Below are 24782 nucleotides of genomic sequence, written 5' to 3'. Positions count from 1 at the left end.
AGGTTATGATTTTGTAATTTTGCACATTATTTCATAAAAATCTTTACCAAAATGGCTGCCAAACGACTCAAAATCCTATTTGTATCTTCTGAAGTATTCCCCTTTGTAAAAACAGGCGGGCTTGCTGATGTTTCTTCAGCTTTACCGCAAATGCTAACCGAATTGGGTCACGAAGTTAGAATTGTAATTCCCAAATATGGTGCAGTTGATGACAGGAAATTTAAGATTCATGAGGTCGTTCGTTTAAAGGATATTTTAATAAAAATCGGAGATAAAGAAGTAGTATTTTCTCTCAAATCATGCTTCCTGCCCGGGCCAAGAACTCGAATTCAAATCTATTTTTTGGATAATCAGGAATACTATGGAAGTCGTAATAGTCTCTATGCAGATCCAATGACTGAAAAAGATTATCCTGATAATGATGAGAGATTTATATTGATGAGTCGTGCCGTTTGTGAGTTACTAATTAAGCTTGGCTGGGTGCCGGATATAATTCATTGCAACGATTGGCAATGCGGTTTAATTCCCGGATATATAAAAAATGTTTATAGCAAGGAAGTGGAGTTTAGTAAATTTAAAACTCTATTCACTATTCATAATCTTGGTTATCAAGGCGAATTTCCAAAATCAACATTCAAGAAGACAGGGCTTCCTGAGTCATTAAATTCAGAAAAGGGAATTGAACATAAGGGTAAAATTAATTTTATGAAGAGCGGTTTGCTTTATGCCGACGCAATTAATACAGTTAGTGAGACTTATGCAAATGAGATTAGAACAGATGAAAAACTTGGCTCCGGTTTCAAAAGTATTTTTATGAAGAGGAAAGAAAATCTCTTTGGTATAGTAAATGGCATTGATACTAAAATTTGGAATCCTGAAACCGACAAAGTAATTGTAAAAAAATATTCGATAAAAAACATTGAAGATAAAAGGATAAATAAAGAAGAACTTACCCGAAAATTTGGTTTTAAATTTAATGAAACAACCCCGATTTTAGGAATCATTTCACGCCTTTATGATTCGAAAGGTATCGATCTGATTACAGAAATATTTCCTTTATTGATGAAGATGAATCTTCAATTTGTTGTTCTTGGAACCGGTGAAAGAAAATACCACATCTTCTTTGAAAAAATGGCAATTAAATATCCAGACAAATTTGCCTGCTACCTTGGGTTCAATGATGAATTGGCTCATGTTATCGAAGCTGGTGCTGATATTTATTTAATGCCATCTATGTATGAACCATGCGGTTTAAATCAAATGTACAGTTTGATTTATGGAACCGTCCCAATTGTTCGCGAAACAGGTGGTTTGGCAGACACAGTAGTTAATTATAATGAGGAAACCGGTGAAGGCAATGGTTTTGTTTTTAAAAAATATGATACTGATACTTTTTTAAAAGAAATTAAAAGAGCTTTAAAGATTTTTGAAGACACAAAAACATGGCAAAAAATTATGAAGGCTGGAATGAAATCTGATTTTAGCTGGCTTTCTTCGGCTAAAAAATATATTGACTTATACAAAAAAGTACTCGACGAAGAATAGTTGATGAGTCGTCCTGCTGTTTTTTTTGATCGTGATGGGACAATAAATGAAGACCCGGGTTACTTGGGTGATGTAAAATTAGTAAAACTTTTCAGTGATGCTGTTCCGGCTTTATCAATTTTAAAAAATAAATTGAATTTTTTATTAATTGTGATTTCAAATCAATCTGGTATAGCTCGCGGAATTATTACTAAAGAGCAAGTTGATTTTGTTAATCACAAAATAAATGAATTACTATCTGAAGGTAACGCAGAGATTGATAAATATTATTACTGCCCGCATCATCCAGAGTTTAATTCATCAGAAGAGTGCAATTGCAGAAAACCATCACCTGAGTTAGTCTACCAGGCCTCCGAAGAATTTGATATAGATTTAAAAAGAAGCTATTTCATTGGCGACTCGATTAGTGATTATGAGTGCGCCAAAAATGCAGGCTGTAAATTCGTTCTCATAAAAACCGGTAATGGATTGGAAAGTATTTCTGCATTGCAAAAGCAAAATAAATTTCCAAGTTTTGCTGCCGCTAATTTAATGGATGCTGTAAATTTTATTCAAAACGACTTTGATGGAGAAATTTAAATTTGATAATTAAAAAAATAGTTCTTCTGATCGCTGTAATATTCTCAATTCATTTTTTGTCTTGTAGTGATTCTCCATCCTCAATTGGGGAAGAATTTCTATCTGATGACTTGATCTCAGTTAAATCTTTTGACAGTTCGATTGACTCTACGGATCAATCCTCCACCTATTTCAAAGAAGTTATTCCGTTAGGAAACTCTTCGAGATTATTATTAGGTAAATTTGAAAATACTAAAGCGTCATTATTATTGCGATTTAGTTTTACTCTTGCAGACAGTATTAAAGAAGATATTCTTGCCGGTGAAATTTCGGTTCTTTCTGCATCTCTTTCATTGACTAATAATTATTTTATTGGCGACGAAACCGCACCCTATGATTTTACAATTCATAAAGTTAATCAATTCTGGACACCGCTTGGCTTTTCGGCTGATAGTTTAGCAGCTTTGAATTATGATCCCGATGATAGAATTATTTCAAAAAATATTACTGATACTTTAACTTCTATTGAATTGGATACTTCACTTGTTCGTGATTGGCTGCTTTATGCTTCCGATGCAACTATGGGTTCTAATCTTGGAATGTATTTAAATCCTTCAGAATTATCTCAAAAGGTTTTGGGGTTTGAGGCATTTGGTGTCAATGGGACAAATTATCCTGCTGTTCAGATAGTAGTTGAAAAGGTTGGGGCTTATATAGATACTTTAACTTCTTCTATTTTTGGAGATGTTTCCATTGTAACCGGCGATTTACCTGTTGCGGATGTCGGAAATATTATTGTTCAATCTGGGTTGACAGTTAATTCAAGATTATTCTTTGATCTTACTGTTTTGCCGGAAGGTTCAGTGATAAATAAAGCTGAATTATTTTTAACCGAAGATACATTGAAAAGTAAAGTAGGTTCGACTTATTCAAGTATCATCTCAACATTTTTTGTTATTGACAGTACGATTGATTCCTCCGATGCGGCTTCAGTTATATTATTAAATCGGAGTGGAAATATATTCTCCGGCGATATTACCAGCTATGCGCGAAGTTGGCAATTTAATCATAACAATCAGGGAATTATTCTTAAAAATTTTGACAGACTAAATGGACTCGAGAAATTTATTTTATATGGCAGCGATTACATCGATCCGTTACTCCGTCCCAAAATTAAAATTACTTATACTTTGAAAGATGGTTTATGAAAATAATTGTCCTCTCATTTGTATTTATTATACTTGAGTTTAGTCTATCGTTTGGACAAAGTAGCTCGACTTATACACGGTATGGCATCGGAGATTATGAATATTCTTATTCTGCCCGACGATCTGGATTAGGTAAGCTTGGAGTTGCTGTCTCAGATGCTGATTTTATAAACTCAATCAACCCGGCTGGCTGGTATAAAATTTCAAAAACCAGGTTTGAAGTTGGTATAAGTCTTAATGGTATTTTTGTTTCAGATAATAAACAAAAATCTTACTCCGCAGAAACTGAAATAAATGGTTTTACCTTTGGATTCCCTGTCAGTTCAGAATATGGAATTGGAGTTGCAGGCGGACTTATTCCTGTGACAAACGTTAGTTATAAAACAGCACAAACCTATACCGTTGGCGATCCGATCAATTCAGCCTACAATCTGTCATACGAAGGTTCAGGTGGATTATCTAAAATGTTTATTGGTTCATCTTATAAATTACCGGCAGATTTTATATCCGGAGTTTCATTCGATTATTATTTTGGTAATATTGATTATTCCTCAGCCGTAGATTTTATTGATGGTTCGGGTGCTTCTGCAAAGTATGATAAGCGAACTGTCTTCAATGGTATTGGAGGAACATTTGGACTTATCTCACCCAATTTATCTAATCAAATTGATATACTTTCTATAAGCGATTTTAGAATTGCCGGATCAATTTCATACTTCGGAAAAATTAATGCCGATACAGTTCTAACTTCTCAAACACTCGGAGTAATTGATTCGATTTTTAGCGGCAGGTCTGATGTTAACATTCCCCCTCGACTAACATTAGGAATTTCATCAATGTTTTCAGAGGAATATCTGGTTGCTTTAGATTATTCTTTTCAACAGTGGAGCGATTATGAATTTGCTGGAAAGCGTAGTTCTAATTTAAGAAATTCATTTTTACTTAGTGCAGGTTTTGAATATAAACCAAAGCGAAGTATCGGTAGTACATTCTGGGAACAAATAATGCTTCGTGCAGGTTTAAATTTTGAACAAACACAATACGTGTTTAACAATATCGGTATAAACAAGTGCTCTGTTTCAGGTGGTGTTTCTATTCCACTCGGTTCAGAAAATACTCTTGACATCGGTCTGGAATATTTTATTCGCGGAAAGATTGATTCAGGACTTTTGAAAGAAGAAGCAATTAAATTAAATTTAGGTATAAGTTTAGGTGAGCTCTGGTTCATCAGATATGATAAATAATTCTAACAACAACTTTAAGGGAATAAAATTGAAAACGCATATTAAACCTTTGATTTTATCTTTTATAATTTTAATCATGAGTCAATCATCTATGAAAGCGAGTAATTTTAAAGACTCACTTGTTAGTGCTGATTCAATAAAACTTCTGGAAACTTATAGCCTTTTTTCAGAATACTATAAAAATAAAGATTACATAAGTGCCTATCCGTATGGTTGGGAAGTAATTGCTATGGATAAATCAAAGTTTGCAAAGTTTTTCTATCATAAGATGGAAGACACAATGTGGTATTTGCATGATTCATCCAACACAACCCCGGAATTAAAACAATCTGCACAGGATTCTATAATGATGTTTTATGATATGGCAATTGAATACTACCCTGTGGATAAAGGCTATTTCCAATACAGAAAAGCATTCGTTGCTGAAACATGGTTAAATCTTGCAGCCGATTCATTAATTAAATTATATGAAATGGCTATTCAAACAGATCCTGAAATTTCAAGTTATTACTATAATAGATTAGGACAGTTGTATGTCAGCAATGCCTCTGATGAAAATGATCTCAAAACCAAAGCTCTTGATCTTTATACTTATTTAAGCGAACGTGAACCTGACAATACAACCTGGCCTCAAATTCTTGAAAGTTTAGTTGATAACATTGATCAGTTGGTTGACCTAACTAAAAAGAATTGGGATAACGATCCGGAAAATTTAGGCAAAGCTTGGAAATATGCTTCACTTGCTATTAAAGCCGGTCGTTACGAAGAAGCTATTATTGCATTGGAATATTTAATTTCAAAATCTCCCGAAACCATAAATTACTGGAATCAAGTTGCAACAGCGTATCAAAAAACTGAGAAACTTGATAAAGCAGAGGATGCGTTTAAAAAACTCATTCAATTAGAACCCGATAAGAAAGAGCATTATCTGAATTTGGGAATCGTGTACAAAGATAAAGGACAGTTATCCGCAGCACGAACACAATTCCAAAAAGCAAGTGAAGTTGGCGGGGGATGGGGAAGAGCTATTTTTTATGAAGGGCTTCTTTACGAACAATCGGCAAGAGGCTGTTCATTTGATTTCGAAACTAAATTAGTTTACCAATTAGCAGTTGAAACTTATCGCCGTGCAAGAAATATGGACCCGAGCTTAACCGATGCACAGGATAGAATAAATGCTCTTGGAAGTTCAGTCCCTTTAAAAGAAGATTATTTTTTCAGGGGTTACAAATCTGGTACGAGCATACCTATCACAGGCGGCTGCTTCGGCTGGATTGGAAGAAGCATTACAGTTCCATAATAAAATTCTTGTAGATTTTCTAAATAGGTTTTGAATTTCATGATTCAAAACCTTTTTAGCTTTTATTCACTATACTATTAAAATTATGTATAATCATTTAACAAAAGACTCTGAAATATTTTCAATTCTTCAGCTTGAAACTGAACGTCAAAAAAACAAATTAGAACTTATCGCTTCTGAAAATTTTGTTAGTGCGGCTGTACTTGAAGCAGCCGGCTCTGTGCTTACCAACAAATACGCCGAAGGATACCCGGGCAAAAGATACTACGGCGGCTGCGAGTTTGTTGATATGGCTGAAGACTTAGCAAGAGAAAGATTAAAGAAATTATTCAACGCACAGTATGTTAATGTTCAACCGCATTCCGGTTCGCAAGCTAATATGGCTGTGTTGATGAGCTTTTTAAAACCAGGCGATAAATTTATGGGGCTTTCACTCGCGCATGGAGGACATCTCACACACGGTTCGTCTGTTAATTTTTCGGGGCAACTTTATCAAGCTGTTGGCTACACACTTAACCCTCAAACAAAAGTTTTAGATTATAATTTGATTGAAGACCTTGCAAAAAAGGAAAAACCAAAATTAATCATAACAGGAGCAAGTGCTTACAGTCGTGATTGGGATTATGAAAAATTCAGAACAATTGCTGATGCAATTGGTGCTTACTTGATGTGCGATATGGCTCATCCCGCCGGCTTGATTGCGAAAGGATTATTAAATTCTCCATTGAAGCATTGTCACGTGGTTACTTCAACTACTCATAAAACCTTGCGTGGACCAAGAGGTGGAATTATTTTAATGGGCGAAGATTGGGAAAATCCATTTGGTATTAAAACACCCAAAGGTGATAGAACAAAAATGATGTCTGAAATTCTTGATAGCATGGTAATGCCCGGAATTCAAGGCGGTCCATTGATGCATATAATTATGGCAAAAGCTGTTGCATTTGGTGAAGCACTTGAAGACTCATTTACAGGCTATGCTCGGCAAATAGTAAATAATGCTCAATCGCTTGCAGTTAGTCTGACTGAGTACGGATTTGATCTTGTTTCAGGCGGAACTGACAATCACTTAATGCTAATTGATTTGACAAATAAAAATATAACCGGGAAAAAAGCAGAGATCACTTTAGAAGCAGCCGGAATTACTGTGAATAAAAATATGGTTCCTTTTGATCAACGAAGCCCGTTTGTCACAAGCGGAATCAGAATTGGACTACCGGCAATAACAACTCGAGGGATGAAAGAATCAGAGATGCCGCAAATTGCTTCGATTATAAACCGTGCAATTAATTCTGCTGATGATTCGGATAAGCTTGCTGCTTTGCGTTTAGAAGTTAAAGTTTTGTGTTCAAAATTTCCTCTTTACAACGATTTAAATTAAACTATTAACTTTGTGTCAACCGAAAAGAAAGCATCCAATAACAAATCAGATGATGAAGTTCAAGAAGTTGAGATGAACTTCCTCGACCATCTTGAGGAACTTCGCTGGAGGTTAATTTATTCTATTATCGGCGTGTTAGTGGGTGGAGCACTTGCCTGGTTTTTTATTGATCAAATCATTTATATAATATTGCTTAAACCTGCGCGGGATACAGGGGCAACACTTCAAAATCTAAAACCATTCGGACAGTTTTTTCTTTACATTCAAGTTGCTGTAATTGGCGGCATAATTATTAGCCTTCCCAACTTATTCTATCAACTTTGGAAATTTATTGCCCCAGCCTTGAGGAAAAAAGAAAGAAAATATATCCTTTCAATTGTAATATTTTCTACACTATGTTTTATAAGTGGAATTGTTTTTGCCTACTTCGTAATGTTACCGCTCACTCTTAGAGTAGCAGTAGAGTTTGGGAGCGATCAGATTAAAAATGAATTTGCAGTTGACGAATACATATCTATAATTTTAAGTGTTATGCTTGCAGCGGGACTTGTATTTGAACTGCCTATGGTTTCTTTCTTCCTTTCAAAACTTGGTATATTAAAACCTTCATTGATGCGAAAATTTAGACGACATGCAATCGTAACGATTTTAATTCTTGCGGCTTTTGTTACTCCCGGAGCCGATCCGGTTTCACAGATAGTTCTAACTATTCCTTTAGTAATACTTTATGAGATAAGTATTTTTATATCAAAAATATCTTCAAAAAAATTGTGACTTCAAATTCCATTTCTGAAATAAGTAAACCAATTCAAAGAGAATTAGCGAGCTTTGAATCTATTTTTAGAGAAGCAATGAAATCCAAAGTTGGTCTCGTTGACTTAATCGCACGATATATTATACGACAGAAGGGCAAGAAGATCAGACCTTTACTTGTTCTGTTATCATCTAAAATATTTGGCGAGATTAATGAGCGAAGTTATCGTGGAGCAGTATTGGTTGAGTTACTGCACTCGGCAACTCTTATTCACGACGATGTTGTTGATAATTCTGATAAGAGACGGAATTTCTGGTCAATCAATTATATATTTAAAAATAAAATTGCTGTGTTAATGGGTGACTACCTGTTGTCGCGAGGTTTATTTATTGCAGTTGAAGGAAAAGATTTTGATTTTTTAGGTGTGATTACAGATGCCGTCAAAAGGATGTCTGAAGGAGAACTTTTGCAAATTCAAAAAACAAGAAAGCTAAATATTGATGAAGTGACTTATTTTAAAGTTATCTCGGACAAAACATCCTCCTTGCTCGAAACTTGCTGCCAGATTGGAGCGATGAGCACTTCCTCACTCGCGAGCGATCATGAAGCAATGAAAAATTATGGGCACAATTTGGGTTTGGCATTTCAAATTAGAGATGATATTCTTGATTATGATGGTAAATTTTCTTTAATTGGAAAGCCTATTGGCGGGGATATTAAAGAGAAGAAAATAACCTTACCGCTGATATTTGCCCTAAATCAGGTAAGCCAATCCGAATCCTCAAAAGTAAAATCGCTTTTGAAAAAGCCGGGTAAAGATGGAGTCCAAAAAATTATAGATTTTGTACATAGAAATGGAGGCATTGAATATTCCATTTCAGTGGCTAAAAAATATTCTCAACTTGCAAAAGACTCTTTGGCAAATTTTTCTGATTCGGAATGCAAATCATCGCTCGAATCCTTAGTTGATTTTGTGGTTGAGAGAAAAAATTAAAACGATTAAATAACTACGAAAAATTTCAACCGTTAATATTTTACTTTTTCCCCCTGTTATCCATATAATTAAATCCCTTAATTGGTTCTCTTAGTGTTAGAACAGGGCAGGGTGCTTTTCTTACTACTTTTTCTGCTGTGCTTCCAAATAAAATGTGTTCAACTCCGCTGTGCCCGTGTGTTGCAATAATAATCAGATCAACATTTTCTTCGGAAGCCGTTTCTATTATTTCCACAAAAGGTTTCCCTGTTTTCACTAAAGCTTTCACTTTAATATTTACAGGAATTTCAGATTTTGAAAGTTTTTCTAATTGCTCTATAGCAGTTTTATCCCACTCAGTATTTACCGAGGGAATTGCAATTTGTCCCATGCTGAAATCCGGTGGATAGATAATCGGTTCGACAACATATATCATCACCATTTCAGAATTAAACAACTTTGCAAAACTTACGGCATACCTCAAAGCACTTTTTGAATAATCGGAAAAATCAATTGGTACAAGAATTTTTTTGATATTAGGTTCCATAGTTACTCTCCGAGATTAAATTTGTTTTTTGAAGAAGCGTTAAATGATCTTCATTTATTTGTCTTAGACGTGCGGCAATTGTTTGAGCAATTCCATTAAGGATTAGAATACCTTTTCGCGGGTAGGTGGCTATAAACTCATCAAGATCAGGCTTGAAGATAACAGCGAGTTTAGCATCGCTTTTAGCTATTGCGGAAGCCGATCTCTTCTCTCCGTCAATTAATGCAAGTTCTCCTAAAAAATCTCCTTTGCTAAATTGTGCCATGCTTACTATTACATCCGAATTAAAAGTACGTTGGACAATAACTTCGCCTTCAAGAATAATATACAGACCAATTCCCGGATCTCCCTGATAAAAAATAAATTCACCTGTAACAAAATTCCGCGAGTGGACAATTTTTTTTAAGAGATTCAGGTCCCTGTTGGATAATTCCTTGAATATTGGAATTGATTTTAAGGATTTATTCATATTGTCACTACCTTGAGTGGAGCTAAAAATATTTGCCCAGAAGTTTGAATGAATGGCTTTTCTATTTGATTCCATATTTTAATCCTAATTAAAAATTCCAGACTCAGCTACCCGCCAAAGTTTTTGGCAGGGAAATCTATTTTCATAAAGCGCTCTACCGACAATAACGGAATCAACCCCCAGTTCCATCAAAGATTGAAGGTCTAATAATTCGTCTTTATTCCTGATTCCACCAGAATGTGTAATCCTGCCACCGGTAATTTGCGCAATGTTTTTAGTAAGTTCAAGATTCGGTCCACCTAAAACTCCATTTCTCGAAACATCAGTAACCGCAAATCTTTTAACGCCGATGCTTTTCATGTTCGAAACAAATTCAGGATAGAGCATCCCAGTTCGAGAAATGCGACCGTTTGTAACAATTTCGTTATCTATGACATCAACACCGATCGCGATTTTCTGCGGTCCAAATTTTTCAAATATTTTTATAAATAGTTTTGAATTTTCAAATGCCAAGGTGCTTATAACAATTCGGGAAACTCCCTTTTCAAAAATACTTTCTGCGTCATCTAAAGTACGTATTCCTCCTGCATATTCAACAGGAATAATAACCGAAGAACATATCTCTTCAACAATTTTCCAATTAGATTTTGAACCATCAATCAATGCATTAAAATCAACGATATGAATCATTTTAGCATTCTCAGCTCGCCATATTTTAGCCATTTCAACTGGATCATTTCCATATTCTGCACAATTCAGTTCGGGTATTCCCTGTACTACCCGGACCGTTTTGCCATCTTTGATATCTATTGAAGGAATTACTAATAAGTATCTATTCATTATATTTCAATTTATTTAGAAGTAAAAATAAACATTTTTGGTGCAATTGTAAATTCAGTTTCATTTTGATTTCCATTTCCATTTAGAAAATGGATTATATTCCTTAATCAGAGTAGTAAAAATAAAATTCTATTAATGAATAGATTTCTTGACTTTTCTGCTCATATTAACCATATTTTGATTGTACTAAGTAAAGATTTTGTACTTTTTTGAGTTTAGCCATAAAATCGAGTTTGGTTACTACTGTTTTAAATTTGATTTCGATTAGCTTGAGTCTGTTTATCCGAAATAGTAAAAGTATTCACAATCAAAGAAATTATGCATAAACATTTTAAAATGATTAACCAATTTATCAGCCTTAATTTTCTTACTCACTGGTACGATTGTTTAAATTATTAAACAAATGGAATAAATTTTTCTAAAATTAAATGATGACAACTGTATTGATTGAAATTCTGCGAAAAATTAAATCATCCAAACTATTTTGGATAGGTTCATTTACAATGCTAACAGCTATTGCTGCACAATTTTCGATTCCCGTACAGCCGGTTCCATTCACATTACAATCTGTTTTTGGTATTCTTTCTGGGGCATTTTTAGGGGCACGTGATGGTGCTATTAGTCAAATATTTTATTTAACATTGGGTATTATCGGACTTCCTGTTTTTGCGCATATTCCTGATGAGACAATTGGGATGGCTCGTTTGAGCGGTCGGACAGGCGGTTATCTATTGTGTTTTCCTATCGCAGCGTTTGTAATGGGGACACTAATTGCCTTTAGTAACAAATATTTCTTTGTTGTTTTTGCGATGTTTATTGCCAACTTTCTTATTGTTTTTGGCGGAGCGATTTATCTCGATTTGTTTTTTATACATGATCTTTCCGAAACAATGAAAGTTGGAGTTTTAATTTTTTCCATTTGGAGTTTGGTTAAGATTTTTATCGCTTCATCTATTTTTGGCTTGGTTAATAATCATTTCACAGAAAGAAGACCACTTTAATTTTTATGGAAATTAAGAAGATAATATTCCTGATTGTATTTGTCTTATCAGTTTCAATTTTTATTTATAGTATTAGCAACATTATAAAATATTTGCTTGTTGGAAAAAAGAAGGATGATCGAAGTAGAAATGTAGCTTTTCGGTTAAAGAGAGTCTGGCAAGTTGCGTTCCTTCAAACAAAACTGCTTCGTGATCCTGTTGCCGGGACGTTGCATCTGATAATTTTTTGGGGATTTATTTTATTTCTGTTTGCGGTGATCGAAAGCATTGCACAGGGTTTTTACTCAGAGTTTAATTTATCTTTTCTTGGAATATCTTACTCGCTCATAACTTTTATTCAGGATTTATTCGGAGTATTAATTATCGGCGCTGTTCTGTTTGCATTATATCGCAGATTCATCAAAAAAATTCCCAGGCTTATTGTGGATGATCATGGTCAAAAGGACGCAGTTTTTATTTTGTTGATGATCGTTGGTGTCTGTATTGCAATGTTCGGTCAAAATATTTCTTTAGCGGCAATACAAGACTTTAATCCGCATGGTTTCGAATATCGTCCATTGTCATATTATTTGGCTGGTTTATTCTTCACAGAAAATAGTACCAATGCAAATATATTTTTTGAGATATTTTGGTGGCTTCACATTGTTATTGTATTTACTTTCATGAATTTTCTGCCTTACTCGAAACATTTTCACGTAATTAGTTCTATTCCAAATACATTTCTTGCAAACATTGATTCAATCAGAAATACAATTAAGCCGATTAATCTTGATGATGAAACAATAGAAGTATTTGGTGCTGCAGATATCGAACAACTATCGTGGAAACAAATTCTCGATGGGTATTCATGCACGGAATGCGGTCGTTGCACTGATTCTTGTCCTGCAGCAATTTCCGGCAAATCTTTATCACCTCGAAAAATAATTGTTGATATAAGACGAAGAACAAAAGACAAAGCATCATTATTAGTTGAAGGCAAAACAGAACCTGAAGTATTCGATAAATCATTAATTCATGATTATATCTCGGACAAGGAACTTTGGGAATGCACAACTTGCATGGCTTGTGTTCAGGAATGCCCGGTAATGATTGAACATGTAGATTCAATAATAGATTTAAGAAGAAACCTTGTTCTAACAGAATCAGTATTTCCATCAAATTTAAATAATGTATTTAAAAGCCTCGAAACAAATTTTACTCCATGGGCTTTTAATTCATCAGACAGAGCGAACTGGGCTGATGGAATGAATATAAAATTGATGGCAGACGATCCTAATGGGGAAATATTATTCTGGGTTGGCTGTGCAGGGTCCTTTGATGAACGATATAAAAAAGTTACAAAATCATTTGCAACATTAATGCAAAAAGCTAATATTGATTTCAGAATTCTTGGCAATGAGGAAAAATGCAATGGTGACACGGCTCGTCGCTTAGGAAATGAATATCTTGCTCAAATGCTGATGAAAGAAAATATCGAAACTTTGAATAACTATGGAGTTAAAAAAATTGTAACTGCATGTCCACATTGTTTTCATTCTTTAAAAAATGAATACAAGCAATTCGGCGGTAATTTTGAAGTGCTTCACCACACGGAGATGATCGAGAATCTAATAGACTCAGGAAAAATAGTACTAAAATCTTCCGAAGAAAAAATAAATGCTACTTACCACGATTCCTGTTATCTTGGAAGATATAATAGTGTTTATAATTCACCTCGTTCCTCTTTGAATAAAATTGAAGGACTTCAATTAACGGAGATGACAAGAAACAAAAGTAAAGGATTTTGCTGCGGTGCCGGAGGAGGAAGGATGTTCTTAGAAGATGAAGAAGGCGGCAGAATAAATGAAGAACGAACCAAAGAAGCATTATCAACAAATCCTGACACAATTGCTTCAGCTTGTCCATTTTGTATGACAATGCTTACTGATGGCGTTAAACATTTTGAAAAAACTGATGAAGTTTCGGTAAAAGATATTGCAGAAATAATTCTGGAAAACTCTAAATAACTAATCAATCACTAATAATAAGGAGGTGCCATGGATAATTACAGAGACTTAATGAAAGCTGTTCAAGATCTGGAAGTTGACTTTCAAAAGTTCTACGAAAAGGGACAGGCAGCCGCCGGAACTCGTTTACGCAAAGGCTTGAGCGACTTGAGAAAGTTGGCTCAAAATGTTCGTAAAGATGTTCAGGATGTTAAAGCTCAAAGAAAAGCTACAAAACAATAATTTTTTATTATTGAATGCTTTAAGGCTGAGCTAAGAAATTAGCCCAGCCTTATTTATTTTATGAAAAAATCTTCACTTATTTTACTGGCAATTTTCTCTGCAGTAATTTCATTTGATAGTCATTTCCCTAATCTAACTATCCCAAAAACTTCGGTTGTAGGAAAGGATTCTATCGTTACGATCACGATCAGTGCAACTGGTGACTTGATGTGTCATTCTGTTCAATATAATTATGCAAAAGTCGCAAATGATAGTTTTGATTTTAATCCTGTCTTCGATTTTGTGAAAGAAATAATTTCTAAATCTGATTTTGCATTTGGAAATCTTGAGACGGTATTGGCAGGTACTACGAAAAACTATTCCGGTTATCCATTTTTTAATACTCCAAATTCATTTGTTGAAGCATTAAAAAATGCAGGTTTCGATTTACTCGTTACATCGAATAATCATTCTCTTGATAGAGGTGAGGATGGAATTCTTAGAACAATTAAAGAATTAGATAAAATGAATCTAAATCATACCGGCACTTTTGCAACTCAAAGTGATCGGGACTCTATCAGAATAATTGACATAAAAGGAATCAGGTTGGGTGTGATTGCTTACTCTTATGGAACAAACGGCAATCCCATTCCAACTCATAAACAGTATCTCATAAACATTATTGATGAAGAATTAATCGCATCCGATATTAAAAAAGCTCGTAAAGATGGAGCAGAAATAGTACTTGTAAATTTTCACTTTGGTGAAGAATATCAACGTGAACCGAATCTATTCCAGGAAGAAGTTGTACGAAAAACCATTGACGCAGGAGCTGATATTATTATTGGCGGACATCCGCATGTCATTCAACCGGTTAGAATTATTAAAACATCTAATGCTAAACTTGATTCAGGCTTTGTTGCTTATTCATTGGGTAATTTTATATCGAATCAAAGATGGCGCTACTCAGATGCAGGAGTTATTTTGACTTTATCTTTAACTAAAATTATTGCAACTGATTCTATTTTTATTTCTAATATTGAGTACCATCCTGTTTGGGTTTTTAAAGGTGATACAAATCTCGGTAAACGTTATATCATTGTCACTGAAAATAAAATTGATTATAATTTTATATCCGGAGAAAATCAAATAGCAATGAAGGAAGCATTTTCAGATACGCATCATATCTTTTCGTTATTCGACAAGAGATTTATTTCTTCAAAGATGAATTTTTGATTTCAATGTATAAAAAATTCTTAATTAAATTTAATGAAAAATAAATCTGCTCTTTCCCTTATCTTTTTAACAGTATTTATAGATCTTTTAGGATTTGGAATTCTTATTCCGATTCTTCCAGTCTTCGCAATAAAAATTCTTGGGGTTGATGAAACAGCCATTGGGGTCACAATTGCAATTTATTCACTCACACAATTTTTTTTCAATCCTATTTTTGGCAAACTTTCGGATAAGTTCGGAAGGCGACCGCTTATAGTAATAAGTTTGCTGCTGAATGCATTTGGTTACATTCTTTTTGCTTTCACACATTCTTATTGGATGCTTTTGATCTCCAGAATTATTGCAGGAATCGGAGGAAGCAGTATCGGTGTTGCACAAGCGTTTATTGCGGATGTTACCACTCGTGAGGAACGATCGAAAGGGATGGGGTTAATCGGCGCTGCTTTCGGGCTCGGTTTTGTGTTTGGACCATTGATTGGGGGATTATTAGCTGAATATGGCTATATGGTTACGGGATTTGCCAGCGCAGGATTTTCAATCCTGGCCTTTGTTTTGACTTTAATACTTCTGCCCGAATCGAATCTGAACCGGGAAACTGCAGTTTTAAATAAAAGAAAAATCCTGGATGTTGCAGCGATAAAAAAAATATTTCAAAAGCCTGATTTGGCATTATTGATCACGCTATTTCTTATGCTTACCTTTTCAGTGGCAAATATTTATGGGACTTTTGCTCTGCTCGGTTTCAAAATTTATAACTTTACGGATAGACAAAATGGTTATATGTTTGGAATAGTTGGACTTTCTTCAGCAATCGTACAGGGATGGTTATTAAGGATTGCCAGCAAGTATTTCAATCAGCGAAAACTAATTACATTTGGCGCACTATTTATGATGAGCGGACTTTTTCTAATTCCTTACGGAGGCTCATTTCTTGGGCTTGCACTTATTGTAATTCTACTTTCAATCGGCACAGGTTCATTGCAGCCAACACTATTGAGTTTGATTTCAGAAGCTACTCCAGATGCTGAGCAAGGTGTTACCCTTGGGATTAATCAATCCTTTTCGGCATTTGGTCGTGTACTTGGTCCCCTTTGGGGTGGTTTCGCTTTTGAGTTTTTAGGCTATCAATTTCCATTCATCACAGGGGGAATATTTACATTATTCATTTTTTTGTTAAGTGTATTTTATTTGCCAAAAGTTTTGAAGCTTGAAGAATAAAAGATTAGTTTTCATTTAAGAAATCTTAAAATTAGCAATTGCATGTTTAAAGTTGGAAAAATAGAAATCGAGAAAGCAATTCTTCTTGCACCAATGGAAGATGTTACAGATATATCTTTTAGATTGATTTGTCGCGAACTTGGTGCAGATGTTGTCTATACAGAATTTGTTAACTCCGAAGGCTTAATTAGAGCCTCTGAGAAGACTCATAAAAAGTTAAAGATAATCGAAGCCGAGAGACCGGTCGGGATTCAAATTTACGGTGCAAATCTTGATTCGATGGTAGCGGCTGCGAAAATAGCTGAAGGAGAGAATCCGGATCTGATAGATATTAATGCCGGCTGTTGGGTAAAAAATGTGGTTGGATGCGGCGCGGGCGCAGGCTTGCTAAAGGACCCGGTATATCTTCAAAACCTCGTGGAAGCAGTTGTTAAATCTGTCGCACTCCCGGTTACTGTTAAAACAAGATTAGGATGGGACCAAAGCTCAATAAAAATAATTGAAATTGCGAAACGCCTCGAGGACGTTGGTACACAAGCATTGACCGTCCATTGCCGTACGCGAACGATGGGGCATAAAGGCGAGGCTGATTGGAGTTGGATTCCCAAAGTAAAAGAGGCTGTCTCCATTCCTATAGTTTTGAATGGGAATATTCTTTCGGCTGAAGATGCAGTTCGTGCTTTTAAGGAGACTAACGCTGACGGAATCATGATTGCCAGAGGCGCAATTGGAAACCCGTGGATTTTTAGTGAAGCAAAAAAACTTTTAGCTGGAGAAAGAACGAATGCTGAAATGAGTTTCGAAAAGAAGATCAAAACTGCAATTCGTCATCTCGAATTAGCCGTGCAGGTTAAAGGTGAAAAACGTGCCGTAATGGAACATAGAAAATTTTATTCGGGTTATTTGAAAGGAATGCGATACGCTTCACGAATCAGAAACAGCTTGATGCAGGTTGATGATTTTAATTCGGTACAAAAAATATTATCTGACTATTCTGAACAATTAATCAATGATACATTTAATAATCAACTAACTGAAGTGTGAGAGATTAATTTGAGTCGCAGCACTAATAAATTGGCAAGAATTATTTCGACTATATTTGTTCCCCCTTCGTTTACGATTTTAATTTTTACATTCTTCGCAATCAATCTTGAAGTATTACCTGAAAGAAAATACACTACCATAGTAACGGCATTTACTTTTGGATTTGGTTTTATAATCATGCTTTTTTTGTATCTTAGAAAACGGCAAATGATTGGCGATGAAGATGCCACTGTTAAAGACGAAAGAACATTTCCATATATGGTATCTGTGTTGTTTTATATGATGGGATTTTATGTACTGGTTAAATCGCAAGTAAATCCTATCACGCTTTCGTTTTGGATTTGTTATATCACAAACACGATCATCGTCGTATTGATTAATAAATTTTGGAAGATTAGTGCCCACAGTATTGGTGCAGCAGGTGCACTTGCAGCAATGACAATCTATCTTGGCTACGATGCTTTATATCTATCACCGATTGTTATTTTAGTCGGCTGGTCAAGAATCAAGTTAAGGTGTCATGATATTTCACAAGTGGCTGCTGGAATTTTATTTGGATTTTTCTCCACCTACCTGCAAATGAATTATTATTTAAGTTTACTTTCAAAGCCGACTTTTTAAATCCGCAGTGGAAATGATTAAAGTAGAAATTATAAATAATACAGCAATGATAAGACTTAATCGTCCGGATAAAAGAAATTCTTTGAACCCAGAATTAATCATAGCGTTAAAAAATCAATTGGACAAATTGGAGAACAATACTTCTGTTAAAGTGATTATTATAACAGGGGAGGGAAGTTCATTTTGTTCCGGTGCAGATTTGAATTACTTGCAGCAGTTAAAAGATTACTCAATTATTGAAAATAAAATTGACTCGGAAAACATCGCAGAACTTCTTCTCAAAATATATAGATTTCCTAAGCCAGTGATTGCAGCAATAAATGGTCCGGCTGTTGCCGGCGGCTGCGGGTTAGCCTCGGTCTGTGATTTTATTATTGCTGATAAAAAGAATGCAAGGTTTGGTTATCCGGAAGTAAAAATTGGCTTTGTTCCAGCTATTGTTTCTATATTTTTAATCAGAAGAATTGGCGAAGGGCGGGCTAAAGAATTTTTACTGACCGGAGAAATTTTTGATGCAGATGAATCATTTAAAAAAGGGCTGGTCAATCAAGTGTCTGACGATATCATCTCTGATTCAATTCAATTTGCCGCAAAACTTTACAACAATTCTGCATTGAGTCTGAAACTGACAAAAGAATTGATCAACAACATCGGCGATTTAAATTTAGATTCAGCAATTCGATTAGCGGTTAATCAAAATGTTATTAGCCGGAGCTCGGAAGATTTTATTAAAGGAATTAGCATTTTTTTAAACATAAAATAAAAGTTATGTACGACGATCTTAAAAAATATATTCGCTCGATCAAAGACTTTCCAAAGCAGGGGATAATGTTTCGCGATATCACAACGCTTCTAAAAAATCCCACTGTGTTGAAAATGTCTCTCAATAATTTATTAAGCTTTACGGAAAATATTCATATTGATAAAGTTGCCGGAATTGAATCAAGAGGATTTATTTTCGGTCCGATGCTGGCTCAGCAACTTAATGCTGGATTTGTTCCAATCCGGAAGCCGGGGAAATTACCTGCAGAAAAAATCAAAGTTGAATATTCATTGGAATATGGTACAGATGTGCTTGAGATACATAAGGATGCAATCTTGCCTGGCGAATCTGTTTTAGTACACGATGATTTGCTTGCAACAGGTGGCACTGCTGAAGCCGCTTGTAAATTGATTGAAACTCTGGGTGGAGAGGTAGTTCAGTTATCTTTTATTATTGAACTTTCGTTTTTGAGCGGCAGAGATAAACTGAAAAAATACGTGGTCAATTCGCTTATTAAATACAGCGACGAAAATTAATCTTCAATCCAATCTTGTGGAGCAATCAAAACAACAAACTCACCTTTGATAGTTTTTTCACTTAATGAATTAAATAAATCACTCGCTTTACCTCGCCAAATTTCCTCAAATTTTTTAGTAAGCTCTCTGCATATAACAATGGTTCTTTCTGGAAATAACTCAGAGAATTCTTTGATGAGTTTTTCTATTCTGTGAACAGATTCGTAGATGATAACAGTTCTAGTTTCGTCCCTAATTGCTTGTAATTTTTTTTGTCGCCCCTTTTTTATTGGTAAAAATCCATAATAAACAAATGAATCTGTCGGCAGTCCACTAATTGAGAGCGCAGTAATAACTGCGCTGACTCCGGGTACTGATGAGACACCAATACCAATTTTTATACATGCAGAAATTAATCTCGCACCCGGGTCGGAGATCCCCGGTGTTCCAGCATCAGAAACGATTGAGCAGTTTTCACCATTAGATAATCGTTCAATAACTTTATCAATTTTAAATCTTTCTGAGAATGCATTTAAAGAAACTAACTCTTTCGAGATTTCGTAGTGTTTCAATAGGATTGAAGTTACTCGTGTATCTTCACAAACAATAAAATCAACATCGCGCAATACTTCAATCGCCCTGAAAGTAATATCTTTTAAGTTACCAATTGGAGTGCTGACGACGTATAACATAATTATATTTAAAACGATAACGGCTCCTTAGTCGGAGCCGCATCGTGCAAGTAGTTATTAATTTAGTTTATTGATGACATAAAATTGAGAACTTTTTCAATAATATTCAAGCCCTCATCTAAACCATTTTGAGTTACATTTAGTGGTGGTCTGAATCTGATTGACTTTTCACCACAACCAAGTATGATAAGTTTATTATCGAGGCAGTATTGCTTGAAGTTTTCTCTTAGTTCTCCTGTTCTAAAATCAAAAGCACAGAGCAATCCAAGTCCGCGGCTATTCTGAATTAAGTTTGAGTATTTTGCTTGCAGATTATATAATTGATTTAAAAGATATTCACCCAACACTTTTGAATTCTCTATCAGGTTTTCTTGTTCAATTATTCTAAGTATGTGAGTTGATCTGACCATATCAACAAGATCAGCTCCCCAGGTGGAGTTGATTCTACTTGATTTCTTAAAACAATTATCTTCAACTTCATCAACTCTATCGGAAACCATTATCCCGCAAACCTGAGCTTTCTTACCAAAAGCAATAATATCAGGTTGAACATAATAGTCCGAAGCCCAGAATTTTCCAGTCATACCAAACCCGGTTTGTACTTCATCAAACATCAACATAATATCATTTTGGTCCGCAATTTCTCTAAGTTTTAAAAAGAATTCCTTTCTGAAATAATTGTCCCCACCTTCACACTGAATTGGCTCAATTATGATAACCGCAATATCATCAGGATTATTTTTGATCGCCTGTTGGATTTCTCTAAGCGCTGCTTCCTCGTCTTTAATAATTTGATCAATATTATTTTCAAGAGGGAAAGTAATTTTGGGGTTTGTAATTCTTGGCCAATCAAATTTCGGAAAATACAAAACCTTATTCGGATCGGTATTTGTAAGAGACAAAGTGTAACCGCTTCTTCCGTGAAAGGCTTGCTTAAAATGAATTACCTTTTGACCTTTTTCCTCTTTGTAACCCTTTAGGAAATTCTTTCTGACTTTCCAATCGAAGGCAACCTTCAACCCATTTTCCACAGCTAAGGCGCCGCCAGAAATAAAGAAAAGGTGTTTCATATAAGGAGGCATCGCTACTCGCGCAAATGTATCTACAAATTCTGCCATTTGGGTTGTGTAAATATCCGAATTGGACGGTTTGTTTACTGCAGCGTCTGCCAGTTCTTTTTTTACAATAGGGCTATTTAATTTAGGATGGTTTAACCCTAGCGGGGATGATGCGAAAAAAGTAAAGAAGTCGAGGTAGGTGTTTCCAGATAGCTTGTCAACTAAATGAACATCGCAGCTTTTTTCTAGATCCAAAACAAACGGGAAACCATCTGTTAGAATATATTTATTTAAAGTTTCGTGAACGTTCTCTGGTTTTATTACAGTTGATTTATCCATAACAGCCTCATCATAATTATTATTGTACATGGTATTATCCTTTAAAATTTAATAATGAAAAAAAAGATTAGAACGGAGAGGAGGCAGAAAATTAGAATAAATTTTCGAATCGGGAGACAAAATAACTCCTAAGCAGTTTTTTGCCTGTAATTTTTTGGAAGTTTTTAATTTTTATTTTCATACAAACTGTTAACATTTCAATAGCAACTTAAGCAAGATAATGTGAAAATTCAAATCTGCTCCCATTGCTTTTTTAATGATCCTTCTGAAATTGGTCAAAAATTGCACTTTACTTTGTCTAATATAGTTTCTCAATTCAAATATTGGCTAAATGATTGGTTAAATAATTAATTTGGAAATCAATTGTCCATTAGTTACACTTACTGTAACAAATAAATTAAATTATGTCAGCATCAACAAAACTTTCAACAACTGTAAAAGCATTATGTTATCTGGCTGAAGCTTCCCCTGCTGGCAAAACAAGTCAAGAGATCTCAGTAAGTATTGGAATAAACGCTTCTAAGCTACGTAAAATATTTTCTTTGCTGGTGAAGACTAAAATGATTGAAAGCAACATTGGAACCTACGGTGGCTTCGTTCTTAAAAAGAATCCTGCCGATATTCATTTGCAAGAGATTTATTGTGCTATCGAAGATAGAAAAGCATTTCACTTGAATGTAAATAAAGAGCACATACAAAAAAATGAGCGATCAGCTAAATTAAATGATTTCTTTCTCAAGCTGTTCGCAGATATCCAAGTCGAAATTGAAGACAAAATGAAATCATTAACTCTAAAACAAATAATAGATAAAACAAAATAAAATTCTAAAGGAGAAACCATGGATTTTTTAAAAAGGCTCGGGATAGAAGAAAATAATTTTGGCTCATCAACAGGCAGTGTATGGAATCATACTATGTCAGAAGGAAAACTTACAATTTCATCTCCGGCAAATGGAGAAGTGATTGCTTCAGTTTATCAAGCATCGGAAAATGATTATAACAATATTATTAAAACTTCGCTTGAAGCATTTAAGTATTGGCGAACCATTCCCGCACCAAAAAGAGGGGAGATTGTAAGACAGATAGGATTAAAACTTCGAGAATATAAAAAGGAATTAGGATCATTAGTTTCTTTCGAAATGGGTAAATCATTACAAGAAGGATTAGGTGAAGTTCAGGAGATGATTGATATTTGTGATTTTGCAGTTGGTCAATCGAGACAGTTATACGGTTACACAATGCAATCAGAAAGACCAAATCATCGGATGTACGATCAGTATCATCCATTAGGGATAGTTACAACTATTTCAGCTTTTAATTTTCCAGTTGCAGTTTGGGCATGGAATGCAATGCTTGCTGCAGTTTGTGGTGACGTAAATTTATGGAAGCCCTCATCAAAAGTGCCACTATCTGCTATTGCCACTCAAAAAATAGTTTCGCAAGTAGTTAAAGAGAATAATTTACCAGAAGGTATATTTTCTTTGATAGTTGGTAAAGGATCTACAATAGGGGAAACAATATTAAATGATAAAAACATACCTCTTATATCGGTTACAGGTTCGACTAATGTCGGTCGCCATGCCGCACAAGTTATCGCAAAAAGATTTGGTAAATCAATACTAGAGCTTGGTGGTAACAATGCAATTATTATGAGCCCCGATGCGGATTTGAAAATGGCTGTTCCTGCAGTAGTATTTGGTGCAGTTGGAACATGCGGACAGAGATGTACCAGTACAAGAAGATTGATCATCCATGAAAGTATTTTCGATAAAGTTAAAGAATCTCTTGTTAAGGCATATTCAAGTTTAAGAATAGGAAACCCTCTTGATGAAAAAAATCATGTTGGTCCTTTGATAGATAAGGACGCAGTTAATGAGTTTACTAAAGCTATCGAACGTGTTAAACAAGAGGGGGGTAAACTACTTTTCGGCGGACAAGTTCTTAGCGGCAAAGGATTTGAATCAGGTACTTATGTTATGCCCGCACTTGTTGAAGCGGAAAATAGTTTTCAAATAGTGCAGGAAGAGACATTTGCGCCGATCCTATATTTAATAAAATATTCGGGAAATGTTTCTTCGGCAATTGAATTACAAAACTCCGTAGTGCAGGGATTATCCTCATCAATTTTTACAAATAACATGCGTGAAGCTGAAGAATTTCTTTCAGCATGGGGTTCTGATTGTGGAATTGCTAATGTAAATATCGGTACATCAGGTGCGGAAATTGGCGGTGCTTTTGGAGGAGAAAAAGAAACAGGAGGTGGAAGAGAATCAGGCTCTGATGCATGGAAAGCATATATGCGTCGCCAAACAAACACAATCAATTTTGGTTCAACTTTGCCACTAGCACAAGGCATTAAGTTCGAGCTTTAACACTATTTTCATGGGAGATTCTTTTTAATTGAATCTCCCCGGTTTTCCAGTCATTTCTTTTTTTACCTGTAATTTTTTCAATTTCAAAATTTTACGTTTACTTTTCAATTAAAATAATCGGCTTTTTATAATTTATCTTTGGTTCAAATTTTGCTATTCAAGCCAAAAATTAGAATTACGATGAAGCAGATTATTAAGCAATTATTTGAAACCAATTCCGATCCAGAATCATTAGTATATAGCTTGATGAACAAGATGAAAATCTGGGAAGATGACATTACTCATTTGAAGTTGTATCCGTCAATCAACGAAGTTGAGTCATTTCTAATCGAGCTGGAAAAAAATAATATTTTCGGACTCGACAGAACTGTCACGAATAAATTACAAATTCAGCGAGATAATTTTTCGAAGGGTGTAGTGGACTCTTCAAACATTAAGTGCCAAAATACTACTGATCTGAATCTGAAAATTTCGGAGTGGTTTTTTCCGTCGCTTAAAAATTTGCATGAGGAAGCAAAGGTTATCGAAGATTTTGTCACAGAGAATCTTCGCATTCAGAATATTAATCCCGCAGCAAAATATCGAGGTAAAGGATACTTTCTGATAGATGATCAAAATTCTGAATCACTTTATATCTATAAATATGAAATTATTTTTAAATGGATTGATACCGACCCAACCCAAATTGTATCGCTTCTTCTTCTTCGTTCAATACCCATCGAATTAGTAGAATCATCGGTCGAAAGGCTTGCTGCAGATTTTATACGAACTTATGATGAGATACTAAATCCTGCAGTATATCTTTGCGAGACAAATTTAATATTGCCATTTAGAGCAACAATTCTTCCAATTGCAAAAAACTCTCTTCTGCAGATAATAAAAGATTAAAAAAATCTA

At 34.8% G+C, this 24782-nt stretch carries 25 protein-coding genes; 20 read left to right on the top strand and 5 right to left on the bottom strand.

Annotated features, from left to right (window positions below):
* The first annotated feature begins 51 nt into the window (after window positions 1-51).
* From glgA to IPH11_00470, 8 genes are all read left to right on the top strand, one after another.
* Complete coding sequence (gene glgA, locus IPH11_00505) at window positions 52-1545, top strand: glycogen synthase GlgA (protein ID MBK6912221.1); 1494 nt, start codon at window positions 52-54, stop codon at window positions 1543-1545.
* Between the two features lie 3 nt (window positions 1546-1548).
* Window positions 1549-2124: an HAD family hydrolase gene (locus tag IPH11_00500; GenBank protein ID MBK6912220.1), complete on the top strand. Its 576-nt coding sequence runs from the start codon at window positions 1549-1551 to the stop codon at window positions 2122-2124.
* 2 nt (window positions 2125-2126) lie between these two features.
* Window positions 2127-3311 carry a hypothetical protein gene (locus IPH11_00495; protein MBK6912219.1) on the top strand — a complete coding sequence of 395 codons (1185 nt, stop codon included), beginning with the start codon at window positions 2127-2129 and terminating at the stop codon, window positions 3309-3311.
* Entirely contained in the window at window positions 3308-4555 is a 1248-nt protein-coding gene (locus IPH11_00490) for a hypothetical protein (GenBank protein MBK6912218.1), read from the top strand. Before IPH11_00495 ends, IPH11_00490 begins: the two co-directional genes overlap by 4 nt.
* Before the next feature lie 76 nt (window positions 4556-4631).
* Window positions 4632-5855, top strand: coding sequence for a tetratricopeptide repeat protein (locus IPH11_00485; protein ID MBK6912217.1), 1224 nt, complete (start codon window positions 4632-4634; stop codon window positions 5853-5855).
* Between the two features lie 85 nt (window positions 5856-5940).
* Complete coding sequence (locus tag IPH11_00480; protein ID MBK6912216.1) at window positions 5941-7236, top strand: serine hydroxymethyltransferase; 1296 nt, start codon at window positions 5941-5943, stop codon at window positions 7234-7236.
* Window positions 7237-7308: 72 nt separating this feature from the next.
* On the top strand, window positions 7309-8010 hold the full coding sequence (gene tatC / locus IPH11_00475; GenBank protein ID MBK6912215.1) for a twin-arginine translocase subunit TatC: 702 nt from the start codon (window positions 7309-7311) through the stop codon (window positions 8008-8010).
* Window positions 8011-8087: 77 nt separating this feature from the next.
* Window positions 8088-8984, top strand: a complete 897-nt coding sequence (locus IPH11_00470) for a polyprenyl synthetase family protein (protein ID MBK6912214.1) — start codon at window positions 8088-8090, stop codon at window positions 8982-8984.
* 40 nt (window positions 8985-9024) lie between these two features.
* Here the strand turns inward: IPH11_00470 and IPH11_00465 are convergent, their stop codons facing one another.
* From IPH11_00465 to IPH11_00455, 3 genes are read right to left on the bottom strand one after another with little or no spacing between them, the layout of a single operon-like run.
* Entirely contained in the window at window positions 9025-9510 is a 486-nt protein-coding gene (locus IPH11_00465) for a universal stress protein (GenBank protein MBK6912213.1), read from the bottom strand.
* Window positions 9500-10054, bottom strand: coding sequence for a cyclic nucleotide-binding domain-containing protein (locus IPH11_00460; protein ID MBK6912212.1), 555 nt, complete (start codon window positions 10052-10054; stop codon window positions 9500-9502). The genes IPH11_00465 and IPH11_00460 overlap by 11 nt, the downstream gene beginning before the upstream one ends.
* 9 nt (window positions 10055-10063) lie before the next feature.
* On the bottom strand, window positions 10064-10819 hold the full coding sequence (locus IPH11_00455; GenBank protein ID MBK6912211.1) for a 1-(5-phosphoribosyl)-5-[(5-phosphoribosylamino)methylideneamino] imidazole-4-carboxamide isomerase: 756 nt from the start codon (window positions 10817-10819) through the stop codon (window positions 10064-10066).
* 428 nt (window positions 10820-11247) lie between these two features.
* Here IPH11_00455 and IPH11_00450 point away from each other — a divergent pair, with 428 nt between their 5' ends.
* The 9 genes from IPH11_00450 to IPH11_00410 are packed head-to-tail and all read left to right on the top strand — an operon-like array spanning window position 11248 to window position 19445.
* Window positions 11248-11820, top strand: coding sequence for a biotin transporter BioY (locus IPH11_00450; GenBank protein ID MBK6912210.1), 573 nt, complete (start codon window positions 11248-11250; stop codon window positions 11818-11820).
* Between the two features lie 5 nt (window positions 11821-11825).
* Complete coding sequence (locus IPH11_00445) at window positions 11826-13826, top strand: 4Fe-4S dicluster domain-containing protein (GenBank protein MBK6912209.1); 2001 nt, start codon at window positions 11826-11828, stop codon at window positions 13824-13826.
* Between the two features lie 30 nt (window positions 13827-13856).
* Complete coding sequence (locus IPH11_00440; GenBank protein MBK6912208.1) at window positions 13857-14048, top strand: histone H1; 192 nt, start codon at window positions 13857-13859, stop codon at window positions 14046-14048.
* A gap of 60 nt (window positions 14049-14108) precedes the next feature.
* A complete protein-coding gene (locus tag IPH11_00435) occupies window positions 14109-15263 on the top strand; it encodes a CapA family protein (GenBank protein MBK6912207.1) in 1155 nt (384 codons plus the stop codon).
* A 33-nt stretch (window positions 15264-15296) separates the two neighbouring features.
* Window positions 15297-16481: an MFS transporter gene (locus IPH11_00430; protein ID MBK6912206.1), complete on the top strand. Its 1185-nt coding sequence runs from the start codon at window positions 15297-15299 to the stop codon at window positions 16479-16481.
* Between the two features lie 42 nt (window positions 16482-16523).
* Complete coding sequence (gene dusB / locus IPH11_00425; protein MBK6912205.1) at window positions 16524-17525, top strand: tRNA dihydrouridine synthase DusB; 1002 nt, start codon at window positions 16524-16526, stop codon at window positions 17523-17525.
* A gap of 9 nt (window positions 17526-17534) precedes the next feature.
* Entirely contained in the window at window positions 17535-18146 is a 612-nt protein-coding gene (locus tag IPH11_00420; GenBank protein MBK6912204.1) for a hypothetical protein, read from the top strand.
* Window positions 18147-18159: 13 nt separating this feature from the next.
* A complete protein-coding gene (locus tag IPH11_00415) occupies window positions 18160-18909 on the top strand; it encodes an enoyl-CoA hydratase/isomerase family protein (GenBank protein MBK6912203.1) in 750 nt (249 codons plus the stop codon).
* A gap of 5 nt (window positions 18910-18914) precedes the next feature.
* Entirely contained in the window at window positions 18915-19445 is a 531-nt protein-coding gene (locus IPH11_00410) for an adenine phosphoribosyltransferase (GenBank protein ID MBK6912202.1), read from the top strand.
* Here IPH11_00410 and rsmI read toward each other — a convergent pair.
* Together rsmI and IPH11_00400 are read right to left on the bottom strand one after the other, a co-directional pair.
* Window positions 19442-20122: a 16S rRNA (cytidine(1402)-2'-O)-methyltransferase gene (gene rsmI / locus IPH11_00405; GenBank protein MBK6912201.1), complete on the bottom strand. Its 681-nt coding sequence runs from the start codon at window positions 20120-20122 to the stop codon at window positions 19442-19444. The genes IPH11_00410 and rsmI overlap by 4 nt on opposite strands.
* Before the next feature lie 56 nt (window positions 20123-20178).
* Entirely contained in the window at window positions 20179-21513 is a 1335-nt protein-coding gene (locus tag IPH11_00400; GenBank protein ID MBK6912200.1) for an L-lysine 6-transaminase, read from the bottom strand.
* A 404-nt stretch (window positions 21514-21917) separates the two neighbouring features.
* Between IPH11_00400 and IPH11_00395 the strand changes: the two genes are divergently transcribed.
* From IPH11_00395 to IPH11_00385, 3 genes are all read left to right on the top strand, one after another.
* Window positions 21918-22334 carry an Rrf2 family transcriptional regulator gene (locus IPH11_00395; protein MBK6912199.1) on the top strand — a complete coding sequence of 139 codons (417 nt, stop codon included), beginning with the start codon at window positions 21918-21920 and terminating at the stop codon, window positions 22332-22334.
* 18 nt (window positions 22335-22352) lie between these two features.
* A complete protein-coding gene (locus IPH11_00390) occupies window positions 22353-23885 on the top strand; it encodes an aldehyde dehydrogenase family protein (GenBank protein MBK6912198.1) in 1533 nt (510 codons plus the stop codon).
* A gap of 180 nt (window positions 23886-24065) precedes the next feature.
* Window positions 24066-24773: a hypothetical protein gene (locus IPH11_00385; protein ID MBK6912197.1), complete on the top strand. Its 708-nt coding sequence runs from the start codon at window positions 24066-24068 to the stop codon at window positions 24771-24773.
* The last annotated feature ends 9 nt before the right edge of the window (window positions 24774-24782 follow it).

The organism is Ignavibacteriales bacterium (assembly GCA_016709155.1).
In the GTDB taxonomy this organism is placed as follows: Bacteria; Bacteroidota; Ignavibacteria; order Ignavibacteriales; family Ignavibacteriaceae; genus JADJEI01.
This window is presented reverse-complemented; position numbering and strand designations above follow the sequence as displayed.